The organism is Kitasatospora sp. NPDC004289 (assembly GCF_053602875.1).
In genome coordinates this window covers 1-14,846 of record NZ_JBSGEL010000119.1, presented here as the reverse complement: position 1 = coordinate 14,846, position 14,846 = coordinate 1, and the positions used below count along the sequence as shown (strand labels likewise).

13 protein-coding genes are annotated in these 14,846 nt (G+C 74.5%); 5 read left to right on the top strand and 8 right to left on the bottom strand.

What is annotated here, in order from left to right:
* Positions 1 to 98: 98 nt before the first annotated feature.
* The 5 genes from ACWEPF_RS38180 to ACWEPF_RS38160 form a co-directional block, all read right to left on the bottom strand.
* Complete coding sequence (locus tag ACWEPF_RS38180; RefSeq protein ID WP_452176265.1) at positions 99 to 3,557, bottom strand: BTAD domain-containing putative transcriptional regulator; 3,459 nt, start codon at positions 3,555 to 3,557, stop codon at positions 99 to 101.
* A 67-nt stretch (positions 3,558 to 3,624) separates the two neighbouring features.
* Entirely contained in the window at positions 3,625 to 5,469 is a 1,845-nt protein-coding gene (locus ACWEPF_RS38175) for a protein kinase domain-containing protein (RefSeq protein ID WP_452176264.1), read from the bottom strand.
* Between the two features lie 123 nt (positions 5,470 to 5,592).
* Positions 5,593 to 6,615, bottom strand: a complete 1,023-nt coding sequence (locus ACWEPF_RS38170) for an acetamidase/formamidase family protein (protein ID WP_452176263.1) — start codon at positions 6,613 to 6,615, stop codon at positions 5,593 to 5,595.
* Positions 6,612 to 8,021, bottom strand: coding sequence for an APC family permease (locus tag ACWEPF_RS38165; RefSeq protein WP_452176262.1), 1,410 nt, complete (start codon positions 8,019 to 8,021; stop codon positions 6,612 to 6,614). Before ACWEPF_RS38165 ends, ACWEPF_RS38170 begins: the two co-directional genes overlap by 4 nt.
* 59 nt (positions 8,022 to 8,080) lie before the next feature.
* Positions 8,081 to 9,136: an ABC transporter substrate-binding protein gene (locus ACWEPF_RS38160; protein ID WP_452176261.1), complete on the bottom strand. Its 1,056-nt coding sequence runs from the start codon at positions 9,134 to 9,136 to the stop codon at positions 8,081 to 8,083.
* Positions 9,137 to 9,240: 104 nt separating this feature from the next.
* On the opposite strand from ACWEPF_RS38160, the gene ACWEPF_RS38155 reads away from it, so the two are divergent.
* Together ACWEPF_RS38155 and ACWEPF_RS38150 are read left to right on the top strand one after the other, a co-directional pair.
* A complete protein-coding gene (locus ACWEPF_RS38155; protein WP_452176260.1) occupies positions 9,241 to 9,681 on the top strand; it encodes a MarR family winged helix-turn-helix transcriptional regulator in 441 nt (146 codons plus the stop codon).
* A 53-nt stretch (positions 9,682 to 9,734) separates the two neighbouring features.
* Positions 9,735 to 10,292, top strand: coding sequence for an AAA family ATPase (locus ACWEPF_RS38150; protein ID WP_452176259.1), 558 nt, complete (start codon positions 9,735 to 9,737; stop codon positions 10,290 to 10,292).
* A 4-nt stretch (positions 10,293 to 10,296) separates the two neighbouring features.
* Here ACWEPF_RS38150 and ACWEPF_RS38145 read toward each other — a convergent pair whose 3' ends face one another.
* Positions 10,297 to 10,980, bottom strand: a complete 684-nt coding sequence (locus ACWEPF_RS38145) for a hypothetical protein (protein ID WP_452176258.1) — start codon at positions 10,978 to 10,980, stop codon at positions 10,297 to 10,299.
* 175 nt (positions 10,981 to 11,155) lie between these two features.
* Between ACWEPF_RS38145 and ACWEPF_RS38140 the strand changes: the two genes are divergently transcribed.
* Positions 11,156 to 11,920, top strand: a complete 765-nt coding sequence (locus tag ACWEPF_RS38140) for a maleylpyruvate isomerase family mycothiol-dependent enzyme (protein WP_452176257.1) — start codon at positions 11,156 to 11,158, stop codon at positions 11,918 to 11,920.
* 51 nt (positions 11,921 to 11,971) lie between these two features.
* Here ACWEPF_RS38140 and ACWEPF_RS38135 read toward each other — a convergent pair whose 3' ends face one another.
* Both ACWEPF_RS38135 and ACWEPF_RS38130 read right to left on the bottom strand, forming a co-directional pair.
* Positions 11,972 to 12,172: a hypothetical protein gene (locus tag ACWEPF_RS38135; RefSeq protein ID WP_452176256.1), complete on the bottom strand. Its 201-nt coding sequence runs from the start codon at positions 12,170 to 12,172 to the stop codon at positions 11,972 to 11,974.
* A gap of 167 nt (positions 12,173 to 12,339) precedes the next feature.
* Positions 12,340 to 12,783: an NADAR family protein gene (locus ACWEPF_RS38130; protein WP_452176255.1), complete on the bottom strand. Its 444-nt coding sequence runs from the start codon at positions 12,781 to 12,783 to the stop codon at positions 12,340 to 12,342.
* A gap of 370 nt (positions 12,784 to 13,153) precedes the next feature.
* Here ACWEPF_RS38130 and ACWEPF_RS38125 point away from each other — a divergent pair, with 370 nt between their 5' ends.
* Entirely contained in the window at positions 13,154 to 13,816 is a 663-nt protein-coding gene (locus ACWEPF_RS38125) for a hypothetical protein (protein ID WP_452176254.1), read from the top strand.
* A 114-nt stretch (positions 13,817 to 13,930) separates the two neighbouring features.
* On the top strand, positions 13,931 to 14,846 hold a 916-nt coding region (locus ACWEPF_RS38120; protein ID WP_452176253.1), incomplete at its 3' end, for a PepSY-associated TM helix domain-containing protein.

Here is a 14,846-nt window from a genome sequence, read left to right as displayed (position 1 = left end):
GCAAGTGGTTCTCCGTACCCGGCACACGGGTCTGTGTCTTCCGATTCGCGCAGTTCCCCGCGCCCCTGACGGCCCTTCGGGCCGCCGGGGCCAGAACGTCAGGGCAGAGCGATACCTCGGGGTTCGGCCAGGTGGCGGGCCTCCGTCAGGAGGGCGTCGGCCTGGGCGTGGTGGCCGGCCGCGCTGTGGGCGGCGGCCAGGTCGAGCAGGGCGGGGACCAGGACGCCCACGGCCTGACCGGCCCTCAGGAGGTCGACCGCCCGTTCCAGCAGCGGCAGCGACGGGCCCCCGGCGGTGGTGAGGGCCACCGCCCGCCAGGCCCGGCCGAGCGTCACCGGGGTGTCCCACCGCCGGGCGAGCTCCAGTTCGGCCAGGGCCAGTTCCCGGGCGCGGGCCTCCGCGCCGACCCGCATCAGCTCGACGGCGGCCGAGCTGCGCCAGGCGATGTGGGCGGGGTTGTCCAGCCCCCAGGCGGAGTTGCGGCGTCCGCAGTCCAGGAAGTGCGCCGCCGCCTGCTGCGCCTGACCGCGCGCCGAACAGACCAGCGCCCGGACGTACTTCACCACCGTCCACTCCCAGGACTCGGGATTGGCGTGCTCGGCCACCCCGTCCAGCCACTCCTCGGCCTCGGCCGGCCGACCCAGGCCGAGCAGGGCGTGGGCGTACTGGGCGACCAGGGCCGCCGGACGCCGCGGAACCTGCTCGACCGGCAGCCCGACCACCGGGGCGCACTCGGCCAGGGCCAGCCGGTACTCGCCCTGGCGGAGGTGGACCTCCGAACGGACGATTCGGCGGTAGACGTCGACCGTGCCGAAGTGGCGGTCCTCGTCGAGGTCGCTCAACTGGCCCGCCAGGGTCAGGTCGTCGGCCCACATCGCGATGTGGGTGAGGATCCCGATCACCTCTCCGGGCAGCCGGCCCCAGGCGCCGTCGGCGCTGTGCTCGGCCGGGAAGCGGGCCATCGCCTCCGCCGCGCTGCACCGCACGCCGAAGGCGTCGTCCCAGGTGAGCACCGCCGCTGCCACCGGGTCCTCCGCCGCCGAGGGGTCGGCGCGCAGCGCCGCCACGTACGCGGCCCAGCCCTCGTGGGTGAGCGCCGCCACCATCCAGGCGGAGGCCCGCAGCGCCCTGGCCGCCGCCGGGTCGCGCGGCTCGGTCTCGGCGATGACCTCCGTCAACAGGGCGAGCGCGGCACCGGCCTGCCGGTGGGAGGCCATCGTCCAGGCCAGCGGGACGAGCGCGGTCGGCGGCCGGAGCGCGGCCCGCTGGTCCCGCAGCGCCTCCTGGAGGTGGGCCAGCGAGGCGGCCGGGTTGACCCAGAGCTCCAGCTGGCCGAGCTGTACCAGGACGGGGTCGCGCTGGGCGGGCGAGGCGATCCGGAGCGCGGCCTGGAGGTGCCGCAGCGCCTCGGGTACCTGGTGGTGCCGCAGGCAGTCCCGGGCCGCCGCCAGGTGCACGTCGGTCCACTCCGACCACCCGGGGCCGGTCAGGTCGTCCAGCAAGGAGGCGGCCTGCCGGACGCCGTGTCCGGAGATCAGGGCGTGCCGAGCCGCCGCCACCCGCAGCCGGGTGTTCTCCTCCGGGGTGCAGAGCCAGCGCAGGGCGTTGGCGACCACCGGGTGGCGGAACCGCGGCGGGTCCGCCGAGGCCATGACCCCGATCGTGACCAGGCGCTCGCAGCGGTCCCGCACCGTCGAGAGCGGCTCCTCGGTGACGGCCGCCAGCAGTTCCGGCGTCGGCCGGTGCTCCTGCAGCACGGCCACCGCCCGCAGGAGCAGGGAGCGTTCGGGCGAGTACGCGTCCAGCATCGAGGCCAGTGCCCGCAGGTAGTGGCCGTCGGCGGCGTGCGAGGGCACGTGGTCGGGGGCGGGCAGGCCGCAGAGGTCGGCGACCAGCCCGACCACCAGCAGCGGGATCCCCGCGGTGGCCTGATGGATGCTCAGCGTCAGCCCGTCCGCCCCGGGCGCGCCCAGCTTGCGCGCGACCAGTTCCGCGACGGCCTGCTCCGTGAACCGGCCCAGGTGCAGCACCGCGGCGGCCGCGTTCGCCAGTGCCACGTCCCGGTGCCGGGCCGGCTCCCAGGGGCGGTCCTCGACCGCGAGCACCAGCAGGGCCCTGGAGCCGCGCAGCCGTAGGGCCAGCTCCGCCAGCAGCGCGGTGGCGGGCTCGTCCGGAGGGGCGACGTCGTCGACCAGCACCACGGGGGAGGCGTTCCCGGTGGCGTCGAGCAGGGCCCGGCGGAGCAGCTCGGCCGACGGTCCGTCCGTGACCGACGGTCCGTCAGCGACGGCAGGTGCGGGAGCGGTCGCCGGGTGTCCGAGGGCACGCAGCAGCGCGGCCGGTGCGGACTCCGCGTGGTCGACCGCCAGGTCGATCCGCCGGGCCCCCGGCAGGAGGCCGGCCAGCTCCGACAGGAACCGGGACTTGCCGTGGCCGTGGACGCCGGAGACCAGCACCAGCCCGCCCTCGCCCGCCTCGGCCCGGGCGGCCAGCGCGAGCACGGTGGCCAGCTGGTCCTCCCGGTCGGTCAGCGGCGTCGCCCCGGGGTTGCCCAGGGCGGACGGCCCGGACGGGTGGGCGGCCGTCGGACCCGTCACCTGTCGTGCGGACCCGGCAGACACGGCGGACCCGGCGGACCCGGCGGGAGCGGCGTTCGCCCGGATCGCCGACGCGGTGCCTTCCTCCTGGCCGTCCGTCGCCCGGCCGTCCGTCGTTCGTCCGGCCAAGCGGTCGGGCAGGGTCGGCGGCCCGGAGAGGATCCGCCGGTGCAGCTCGCGCAGCTCCGGGCCGGGCTCGACCCCGAGCTCCCCGACCAGCAGCCGCCTGGTCCTGGCGTAGACGTCCAGTGCCTCCGACTGACGCCCCGCCAGGTGCAGCGCCCGCATCAGCAGGGCCCGGAGGCGTTCGCGCAGCGGGTGTTCGGCGGTCAGCACCCGCAGGCGCTCCACGGCCTGTTCGGTGCGGCCGAGGGCCAGTGTCACCTCGAGGCCGTCCTCCAGGACGGACAGGTGACGCTCGGTCAGCGTGCTGCGCCACATCGCGGCGTAGGGGCCGGGAAGACCGGCGAGCGGTTCGCCGCGGTACAGCCGCAGGGCACGGGAGTAGTGGGCGTCGGCGGCCGCCCAGTCGGACCGGTCGCGGGCGTGCTCGCCCTCCGCCACCAGGCGGTCGAAGACCCCCAGGTCGGTCTGCCCGTCCTCGATCTCCAGCCGGTACCCGCCGTGTCCGGAGAGCAGGACGGCGAACGGGGAGCGCGGTCTTCGGGCCGGCTCCAGCACCCGCCGCAGCCCCGCCACGTGGGTCTGCACGACGGCCACGCCGCTGGCGGGCGCGGCGTCCTCGTACAGGGCGTCGAGCAGGCTCTGCGCGGACACCCACCGGCGCGGCCGCAGGGCCAGCGCGCAGAGCACGGCCTTGCGCTGCGGCGGTCCGAGCAGCAGCGGCTGTCCGTCGCGGGACGCCTCGACGGCTCCGAGCAGGGTCAGCCGGACCTCGGCGGAGGAGCCGTCCCCGGCCCGTTCGGCCCCCTTGAGCCCTTCGGCCCCCGAACCCGCCACAGACCCCTCCGGTGTGCAGAAAAGGTCCACCCTAGTTGGTGCGCGGAGGTGCTCCCGCCGTGGTCGGTCAGGACTTGACCACCTTGAGGATCTTGCCGCCGGCGCCCGCCGTGACGTAGCCGCCGCTGCTGTACTCGCCGGAGACGTAGTAGCGGATGGTGATCTCGTTCGCGAACCAGCCGTAGTCCACCAGGATGTAACGGGACTTCACCTTGTCGACGCCGAGCTGGGTCTGGGCGGTGGCCATCACGGTGGGGACCTGGTTCCAGTCGATCTTCGTGAGGTCGACGGTGTCCTCGCCGGCGCTCAGGGTGCCGCCCGGCTTGCTGGTGGTCTTGCCGGCCCGGTAGGTCACGTCGTCGTAGCGCTTGGGGTTGTCCTTGGAGACCACCTTGGCGCTGGCGTGGTCCGGGTAGACCCACATGTCGGTGACCACGGTGCTGCCGGTGACGGCCTGGATCGAGGAGACCAGACCGCGGGCGCCCTGGGGGGTCAGCAGGTCCACGTCGGCGTTGGTGGCGGGCGGCGCCTTGGTGGATCCCGTGGCGGTGGCCGACGGGGTGGAGCCGGTCGGCTGGTCGCCGACGGTGGTGCTGCCGGTGCTGGTGCCGCCCTTGCCCGGGCCGGCCGTCTGCTGGGCGGTGCCGGAGACCTTGCGGTCGTTGCCGGTGACCGCCTTCCACCACCCGTGGCTGACCGACCAGCCGAGCAGGCCGACGGTCAGCACCCCGGCCACGGCGGCCACCACCACCGGGCCGCCGCGCCGCCGCTCGGGCCGCCGCTGCTCACCCGACTCCGGCTGCTTCCAGGCCTGTTGACCACTGGTCGAGTGCGGCGGCACCTGGTCGTGGGGGCCGGAGGCGGAGGCGCCCGGCCACGGCGTGGGGCCGGAGGAGCCCGTCGGGCCCGTGAAGCCGTTCGACGGCCAGGACGGACCGGACGGAGCGGACTGACCGGACAAACCTGTCGGAGCGGACGGGTGCTCCGGAGAGTTGAACTGGGTCGGGGTGTAGGGGATCGGCCCGCTCAGCTGGGTGGGCCACTGCTGGGCACCGGCGAGGGTGCCGTCGACACCCTGCTCGGCGGCGGCGAACAGCCGGTCGAGCTCGGCGGCGTCCGGCCGCAGCGCGGGGTCGCGGGCCAGCAGCGCGGTGAGCGTGTTCCCGAGCGGGCCGGCCAGGGCCGGCGGGGGCAGCGGCTCGTCCAGGACGGCGGCCAGGGTGGCCAGGCTGGTGGCGCGGCGCAGCGGGTGGTGGCCCTCGACGGCGACGTACAGCATCATGCCGAGCGACCAGAGGTCCGAGGAGGGGTTGCCCTCCTGGCCGCGGATCCGCTCGGGGGCGATGAACTCGGGCGAGCCGATCAGCGAGCCGGTCGCGGTCAGGCTGGTCGAGCCGCTGAGTGCGGCGATGCCGAAGTCGGTCAGCACCGGGGTGCCGTCGGTGCGCATCAGCACGTTGCCCGGCTTGACGTCGCGGTGCTGGATGCCGGCCGCGTGGGCCGCGCGCAGTGCGGAGAGCACGCCCCGGCCGATCCTGGCCGCCTCGGGCGGCGAGAGGCGGCCGCGGCCGATCCGGTCGTGCAGCGAGCCGCCGGTCACCAGCTCCATCACCAGCCAGGGGTGCGGGAGTTCGGGGGTGTCGACGATGTGGTAGATGATCACCACGTTGGGGTGCTGGAGCCGGGCCAGCGCCTGGGCCTCGCGCAGCACCCGCTCGCGCAGCTCGTAGGCGGCCGCCGGATCGGCCGCGAGCATCGCCGGGTCCGGCGGCCGGACCTCCTTGAGCGCCACCTCGCGCTGGAGCACCGTGTCCCGGGCGCGCCAGACCAGGCCCATGCCGCCGCCACCGAGCCGCTCCAGCAGTTCGAAGCGCCCGTCGACGAGCTGGCCGCCCGGGCCCCCAGTAGTCATGGCGGTCATCGTAGGGGTTCTGGCGGACAGCTCTCGAACAGGCCGGGGAGGGCGCAGGGTGGCCAACGGTCGGTCCTGGACGAACCGTTGGCCCGGGGTCCGGGTGGCCCCCGGGCCGTGGTGTCAGCGGTGGCGCAGGTAGGCGGCGGCCGTCTCCCGGAGCCGGTCGTGCAGACCGTCGTAGGCCCGCACGGACCCGAGGACGGACTTGGGGAGCTTGGCGGCCATCGTGTAGTTGGTGTCGCAGACGTTGGCCGCCGGGGCCAGACCCGCCTGGCTGACCAGCTGGTAGGCGTCGAGCTGGTCCAGGCCGAGCAGGTCCGAGGTCCAGCCGACCAGGTCGTGCTGGCTGATCCGGAAGGCGTCCTCCAGGGGCCGGGCCGAGCCGGTGGTGATCAGGAAGCCGTCGTTCTCCAGGCGCGGCCAGGCCGGGCCCGCGCCCTTCACCAGGTCGACGATCACGGTGGTGCGCATGGCGGCCTCGACGGCGGTGCCGCAGACCTCGCCCTCGCCCTGGCGGGCGTGCCCGTCCCCGACGGCGAGCAGGCCGCCCTCCACGTTGACGCGGAAGTAGGCGGTGGTGCCGGCCCGCATCTCGGGGGTGTCGAGGTTGCCGCCGTGGGCGCCGGGCGTGATGGAGGCGAGCACCTCGCCGCCGGCCGGGGCCACGCCGACGGTGCCGTGCATCGGGTCGAGCGGGAGCGCGACGGTGAACTCGCCGTGGTGCGCCCGGAAGTGGCAGAGGCCGGCCTTGAGGTCGAGGTCGTAGATCCAGACCCGTTCCTCGAGCGCGGGGTGGAGCATCGCGGTCTGGTGGGTGCCCGTCAGGGCGCCGAAGTGCGGGAAGGTGCTGGAGATCCCGTGGTCCCTGGTCGGGGTGATCTCCACGAAGTGCACGGCCAGCAGGTCGCCCGGCTCGGCCCCGGCCACCGCGATCGGGCCGGTGACGGGGTTGAGGTAGGGGAAGACGCAGACCTGGCTGGGCAGGTCGCCGGCGCCGCGCACCTTGCCGCCGAAGCAGTCCTCGGTGGTCAACTCCACGACGGTGCCCGGCTGGACGGTGGTCAGCGGGGGACGGCCGCCGAAGGTGTAGGCGTAGTCCTCGGGGGCGGGGGAGAGGCGGACGGGCTCGGGCGCGGTGGTCATTCGGGGTCTCCGGTGCTCTGGGTCGTCTCGGTGACGGACAGTCGGGGCCTGCGGCCGGTCGCCATCAGGCCCGCCAGCACGATCGCACCGATCAACAGCCAGACGAAACCGAGGCGTTGGGCCGCGATGTCGGCGTTGACGATCACGTACGCGAGGATCGCGAAGCCGATCGCCGGGGCGATCAGGTGCCGCCAGTAGTCGCGGCTGCGGTTGCGGACCAGGTAGTGGACGACGACCGCGACGTGCAGGACCAGGAAGGTGGTCAGCGCACCGAAGTTGACCAGGGTGCTCAGCAGGGTGATGCCGTCGTCGCGGGAGGCGGTGTAGAGCCCGAGGACCAGGGAGACCCCGGCGGTGAGCAGGGTGGCGTTGACCGGCACCCGGCGGGTGGGGTGCACCTTGGCCAGGAAGGAGGGGAGCTGGCGGTCGCGGGCCATCGCGAACAGCAGCCGGGAGGTGGCGGCCTGGGCGACCAGCGAGTTGGCGAACCCCCAGGCGACGGCGGTGGCGACGGCGGTCAGGGTGGCCAGCCAGCCCCCGGCGGCGGTGCGGGCCGCGTCGTAGAAGGCGGTGCCGTTCGGGTCGCCGTCCCGGATCAGTGCCTGCGGGTCGGTGACCAGCAGGGAGGCCACCCAGGTCTGTGCGATGAACAGGGTGCCGGCCAGCAGCAGCGCGGCCACCATCGAGCGGCCGATGGCCTTGGCGGAGTCCCGGTTCTCCTCCGCCAGGGTGGAGATGCCGTCGAAGCCGAGGAAGCTGAGCACCGCGATCGAGACCGCGCCGAAGGCCAGGCTCCAGGAGAAGGTGTGCGGGTCGTAGAGCGGGGTGAGGTCGAAGCCGCGCCCCTTGCCGGCGGCCAGCGCGACCACACCGGCCGTCACGAACACGGCCAGGACCAGGAGTTCGCCGACCAGCACGGCCTTGTTGACCCGGGCGGTGGTCTCGATGCCCAGGTAGTTGACCGCGGTGTTGAGCAGGACGAAGCCGACCAGCCAGAGCCAGACCGGGATCGACGGCACCAGCGAGTTCATCGCCACGCCGGCGATCAGGTAGAGCAGGCCGGGGACCAGGACGTAGTCGAGCAGGATCATCCAGCCGGACAGGAAGCCGACCGGGGCGCCGATGCCGCGCCCGGCGTAGGTGTAGACCGAGCCGGCCATCGGGAAGGCCCGGGACATCTGGGCGTAGGAGAGCGCGGTGAACATCATCGCCACCATGCCGAGGACGTACGCCAGGGCGACCATGCCGCCGGAGCCCTGGAAGACGCCGCCGAAGATGCCGAAGGGTGCGATCGGCACCATGAACACCAGCCCGTAGACGAGCAGGTCACTGAAGGTCAGGGAACGGCGGAGCTCCTGCCGGTAGCCGAAGCTCTCGATGTCCCGTGACGGGGATGTCTCGGTCATGGGAGCAGACAGTAGGGCCAACTATTTCCAGATGGAAGGGTTTCCGCCGGGCTTCCTGCTCAGTGCAGGACGGTGAAGCCCGGGCCCTCGGCGCGGGCCAGGTGGACGCTGCGGCGCAGCAGCGGTCCGGCGGCCCGCGCGAGGCCGTGCGGCGTCAGGCCGCCTGCCGGGCCCGCGAGTCCGGCCAGCAGGTGGAGGCCCTCGTAGAGGCCCACCGCGTAGGCGTCCAGCACCGGCGCCGACGGGCCGCACAGCACGCGGTGGCGCTCGCCCAGCTGCTGCCGGGCCTCCTCGGCCAGGGTGGAGAACGAGGGCATCGCGGCGTACAGCAGCCCGGTCTCGTCGCCGCCGAGCGCCAGCAGTCCGTTCTCCTCCAACGCCGGTGACAGGCGCACCAGTCGGTGGTCGAGGCCGCTGCGCCGCAGGGCCCGGTTGAACTCCACCAGATCGCGGCCGACCAGGCTCAGCAGCACCGCGTCCGCCCGGGCGGTGCCCAGTGCCTCCACCAGCTCCCCGGCCTCCTGCCGGACCGCGCCGAAGCCCACCCGGCGCTCCAGCGCCACCGTGGCACCGGCCGAGGCCACCAGGCCGGCGGCGGCCCGGTGGACGGAGCGCGGCCAGATGTAGTCGTTGCCGATCAGCGCCCACCGCCGGAGGCGGTACCGCTCCGTCAACGCTCCGATGCCGTAGGACAGTTGCGCGGACGGGTCGACACCGGTGCAGAGCACGCCCGGCCGCCGCGCACCGCCCTCGTGCGGTGGCGTGTAGACATAGGCGAGCCGACCGGAGGCCAATGCCTCCACGGCCCGGTGCACGTCGCTGGTGTGACAGCCCGCCAGCGCGTCCAGCGCCCCGGCCGCGAGCAGCGGGCGCAGCGCGCCGGTCACCGCCGCGGGCGTGCCGCCGCCGTCCACCAGCACCAGCTCCAGCGGCCGGTCCCGGATCCCGCCGCGGGCGTTCACCTCGTGGGCGGCGAGCAGGGCGCCCTCCAGCGCCGACGGACCGGTCAGTCCGAGCAGGCCGGACTGCGGCACGACCAGGCCGACCCGGAAGGTGGCGTCCGTCCGTTCCGCGTGCAGCGCGTCGAGCGGGTCGACCAGCCTCGCATCCAGCATCACCGGTGCGAGTATGGTCGCGATGTCGGCCCCGGGAAAGACCCGCCGACCGACCGTCGGCCCCGGGACGCCCCGCCGACCGACCGGCAGAACGGGAGCTCCGGATGACCGCGCACGAGACCGCCGAGGCCACCGTGGTGCAGGGCGGCGGCCCCCTGCTGGTCGAACTCGTCGCCCTCGCCCACCGCCGCCTCACCACGGGCCTGGCCGCCGCCCTCGCCGAGGAGGACTGCACCGTCGACCAGTGGCGCGTCCTGCGCGCCCTCGCCGACGGCGAGGGCCACCCGATGGGCGAGCTCGCCCAGGCCCTGCTGATCCCGCAGGCCAGCCTCAGCCGCCTGGTCGACGCCCTCGCCGACACCGGCCTGGTCTACCGCCGCCAGGGCGACCACGACCGCCGCCGCATCACCGCCCACCTCTCCCGCCAGGGCCGCACCCGCCTCGCCCGCCTGGACGCCCTCGCCGCCGCCCACGACTCCGCCGTCCGCCGGTCCTGCGGCGGCCTGGACCCCGCAGCCGCCCTGGCCCTCCTGGCCCCGGCCTGAGGCACCGTCACCGGGTCCGACCCGGCCGCGGCCATCGGACGGATAACCCGTGGTTGCCCGCCCGGCCTCCCTGCCATGATCCGGGGGTGACGACGTTGTTCCTGATGGTCGGTCTGCCCGGGGCCGGGAAGACCACGCGGGCCCGCAGGCTCGCCGAGGAGCGCGGCGCGCTCCGGCTGACGCCCGACGAGTGGATGATCCCGCTGTTCGGCGAGCCGGAGGCCGATGGGAAGCGCGACGTCCTGGAGGGGCTGCTGCTCCGGCTCGCGCTGGAGGCGCTGAAGCTCGGCACCGACGTGGTCCTGGACTTCGGCTGCTGGAGCCGCCACGAGAGGTCCGCGATCCGGTGGTTGGCGCGGTCCGCGGGCGCGTCGTGCCGGCTCGTCTACCTGCCGGTGGACCACGAGACCCAGCGGGCCCGGATCGCCCACCGGCAGGCCACCACCCCGGAGCGGACCTTCCCGATGACCGAGGCCGAACTCCTGCGCTGGAGGGCGCTGTTCGACGAGCCCGACGCCGCCGAGCTCGACGGGGCCGAGATCGGCGGCCCGCCGCCCGGATGGCCCGGATGGCCGGAGTGGGCCGCCGACCGGTGGCCGTCCGTGGCGTGAGAGCTCAGTCCGTCAGGTAGAGGCGTGGGCCCTCGAAGTAGTAGGTGCGGGCCATGGACAGCTGGACGACCTGACGCCCGGCCGCGAGGGCCCGTTCGGCTGCTCCCCGGTCGCCGAACTCCTCCAGGTCGCGGCGGTATTCGGAGAAGCCTCCCAGTGGTATGTCGTTGTCGAGCAGGGCCATCGACGCGCGGTCGCCGACCAGGGTGACCGACAGGAAGTCCTGGTTCGACGGGTCGTTGTAGTGGTCGCGTACGGCCGTGTAGCCGGTGCCGGGCGGCAGCGGCGCGCTGCTGCCGCTCCATCCGCGGCTCTCCAGGGCCGTCTTCCACTGCCCCGCCACCTCGGCCGGGGCGCCCTCGACGGCCACGTAACGGGCCTGCATCCGCTGGCAGTTGATCTCGCCGGCCTTCGCGCCCTCGAAGGACCCGGACCACAGGCAGCGGTCCAGCGTCGCGTCGCCGAGCAGCTCCGGGTGGCCCGGCAGGGCGGCGAGCGTCTCGGCCAGGCGCCGGTCCAGTTCCGTCCGTGCGAGGCCGCTCGCCTTCGACACCTTGTCGGAGTTGGCCGGCCCGGCCCGCCCCGGCAGGACCCAGGCGTAGCAGTACCAGCCGCCGACGGCGAGGGCCCCCACCAGCACCGCCGGCAGCAGCGACCGGAGCACCCGGGGAGATTTGATCTTGGTCATCCGGCAGATGCTGCCATCCCGGTGTCACGGCTCCGACACGGCCCCGTCCGCGATCCGACACACCGTCAGAGGGCCTCGGCCGAGGTCGCGTCCCGCCGTGGCACCCCCGTGAAGCCGTCTCCTCCGGGATTCAAATCGAGTGCGGGACTGCCGGGCCGGGTGATACAAGGTCTGCGTGACTGAGCACCTTCACTTCCCCACCCTGCTGCGGATGATCGACGAGCGTTCCGCCGCGTTCCGCGCCGCCGTCGCCGAGGCCCCCAGCCTCGACGCCGACGTCCCCTCCTGCCCGGGCTGGACGCTGTACGACCTGGCGAACCACCTCAGCGAGGGGGACCGCTTCTGGGCCCACATCGTGCGGACCACCGCGCCGGGCGACGAGCGGCCGAGCAAGGACGGACTGGCGGCGCCCAGGGAGCGCGAGGCGCTCGCGGCCTGGCTGGCCGACTCGACGGCGCAGCTGACCACCGCGCTGCGCGAGGCCGGCCCGGACCATGGCTGCTGGGCCTGGTGGGAGCCGCTGGCCTCGCCGCACACGGTGGCCGCCGTGGCCCGCCGCCGCGTCCCGGAGTCGCTGATCCACACCTACGACGCCCAACTGGCCTCCGGCGCCCCGCAGGAGCTGCCGGCGATCGAGGCGGCCGACGCCATCGAGGAGTTCCTCGCCACCGTCTGCACCGTCACGGTCCCGTGGCCGGGTGAGCCCGCGACCATGGACTACCACGCCGACGGAGTCGGCTCCTGGCGCCAGACGGTGGACGCCGCCGGCTCCCGCTTCACCCGCCTCACTGCGGCGGAGGCCGCCGAGAGCAAGCCCACCGCCGCCATCCACGGCACGGCGAGCGAGATCGCCCTGCTGATGTACATGCGCATCCCGGCCGACTCGGTGCGGATCGAGGGCGATGCCGGCCTGCTCCAGCAGCTGCAGGACTGGGGCTGACAGGACCGGATGCGGCGCGGGCCGTCCCGGATCCCGCGCCGCATCTCCCCTTCAGGCACCCCAGGGGAGGCCGGTCGAAGGGTCGAGCCCCTGGTCCATGAGGTGCTCGTACTCGCGCCGGTGAACGAACCGCGTCGCCTCCTGGGCGAGGCCGGAGGCTGGGGTGCACCAGCGTCGCACGTAGGCGGCGAACCCGTCCTCGTGGACGGTGAGGGGGCCGCCGTCCTCGGTGCAGCCCCACCGGAGCAGCACGTAGGCACTCACCTCGGCGGGCAGCAGGTGGGAGGGGCCTCCTCAGCGCTCCGCCTGCAGGGCGCCAGCAGGCCCCGGAGCGCGCGTACGTCGGGATGGCTGGACACGGGAACCTCCGGTCGATCGGTGCGCCGGCCAGCCTACGAACCCTCTCGGACAGTCAGGCCTCAGACCTCGCTGCGGAGCTGGGTGCGGGTACGCATCAGGATCCGGCCGAGCATGTTCCTTCCGGTCCCGGTGCGGCCGCGGCCCCAGTAGTGGTCGGTGCCGGTGTCCTCGACGATCTCCTCGTCGGCGGTGGAGAGCAGCACGGCCCGGATGTCCGCGTGCGTGCGGAACTTGGCCGCCACGGCGCGGCGCATGACGTCGTCCTTGACGCGCTCCCAGTCACGCCGGAGCGGCTTGGACGGATCGCGGCCCAACTCGGCCGCGCGCAGCGGTGTCCGGGCCCTGCGGACGAGGTCGGCGTGCCGGGTGCCGGCGAACTTCTGGGCCTGGAAGTAGTGCTCCGAGGTCGGCCACAGGTGCCCGTCGAGTTCCAGCTCGTGCGCGGAGAAGTTGGAGAAGCAGCCGTACGGGACTTCGTCCGCACCGTAGAAGTAGATCGTCATCCGAGCCTCGTCGCAGTCGCGGGGAGCTCGCAGGCTCTCAGGCGACGGGCCCGACCGGCAACCGGTTTCGCACCGGGCGTGCCGCAGGGATTCTCCCCGGGCCCGGTCTCTGGTACTACTGGCGCACCCTCCTGCGGCCGGGGCAGGGAGCACTCCCGGCGCCGATCGGTGTGACTCGGGCGGTCCGGAGGGGGTGGCGGCGACTGTGACGGACGACACGGCGGGTCCCCGTGTGCCCTCCGCCCGGCCCGGCGGGCCCTCAACTGCCGCTCTCCTCCGTATACCTGGCGATGCCCGCACCGGCCGGTGGCCGGGAGCGGGGCGGGCGCGGGGGAGGGGGCACCGGCCGGGGAGCCGGTACCTTGAGCCCGTGCGCAGACCGGTCGGCTTGGGGGAGCGGGCCGGCTGGAGCCTGCTCGGTGCCCTCGCCTGCCTGCTTCCGGCTGCCGCGGCCCACGCCGCCGCCGGGGGCGCGCTGCCTCGCGCGGGCGTCCTGCTGGTGATGCTCGCGGTCCTGGCGGTCCCCGGGGCCGTGCTCGCGGGCAGCGGCCTGCGCCGCCGCTTCGAGACCGCCGTCGTGGTGCTCGGAGGCCTCCAACTCGCGCTCCACGAATGCTTCCACCGGCTCGCCCCCATGCCCTCCGGCGGTCCGGGCGGATCCGGCCACGACCTCAGTATGGCCGGTATGGCCGACATGGCCGGCATGGGTGACATGGCCGGCATGCCCGGGATGGAGATGTCCGGCCACGGCGGTGGCATGACCGCCGTCCACGCGATGCACGGCTCGATGGCCGCCTGGCACGCGGTGGCCACCGTCACCAGCGCCGTGGCGCTGCTCCACGGCAGCCGGCTGCTGCGCCGCCTCGCGGCCCTCCTGCCGAAGCCCCGCCTCCCGTTCCTGGCGGCGCTGTTCGCCGCCCCCGCGCTCCCCTCCCCGCCCCGGCCGGTCTTCCCCGAACCGGTGCACCACGCGATCGGTGTGCTGATCGCCCGTTCCCTGTCGCGCAGGGGGCCGCCGCCCGCCCGGGCCTGACGTCCCCTCGGGCGTCGGGCCCGGCCGCCCGTGTGCGGGCGGCCCGAGCGACCACACCCGACGCCTGCCCCGCGCCCGTACGACCGGGCGCGCGACCCCAGGGGACACATCACCATGTCTTCGACAACCGAAAACCGGCCGTCCGACGCCTCCGCCCCGGAGGCGGAGAGCGCCCTGCCCGCCCGCCGCTCCTGGCGGGAGGTCAGGCCGCTGCTGGCCCGGCTGCACTTCTACGCCGGCATCCTGATCGCGCCGTTCCTGCTCGTCGCGGCCGTGACCGGACTGCTCTACACCTTCACTCCGCAGCTGGACCGGCTGATCTACCAGAGCTGGCTGACGGTCGATCAGCCGGGCGACGCCGTCCGGCCGCTCGCCGAGCAGATAGCCGCCGCCCGCCAGGCGTACCCCGAGGGCGAACTCGCCTCGGTGATCACCCCGGCGGGCCCGGAGGACACCACCCAGGTGGTGCTCTCGCTCCCCGAGCTCGGGGAGAAGCAGCTCACCGTCTACGTCGACCCGTACACCTCCCAGGTGAAGGGCGACCTGGTCACCTGGTTCGGGTCCACCCCGCTCAGCACCTGGCTGGACGACCTGCACCGCAACCTCCACCTCGGCGACTTCGGCCGCCTCTACTCGGAGACCGCCGCCACCTGGCTCTGGGTGGTCGTGCTCGGCGGCCTCGCGCTCTGGCTGGGCCGGGCCCGGGGGCAGCGCGCGGCGAACGTGCGCGGCGTCCTGGTGCCGGACCACGCCGCGAAGGGCGTGCGCCGCACCCGCAGCTGGCACGCCGTCACCGGCGTCTGGCTGGCGCTCGGGCTGGTCTTCCTCTCCGCCACCGGCATGACCTGGTCGCAGTACGCGGGTGACCGCTTCGGCCAGCTGCTGGACGCGGCCAAGGCCCGCACCCCCAAGCTCAACACCACGCTGCCCGGCGCCCAGCCGGCCACCACGGGCACCTCCGGCGACGAGGCGGCCCGCACCGCGCTCTACGGGCGGATGCAGCGGCGCCTGCACGAGGAGGGCGGCTTCC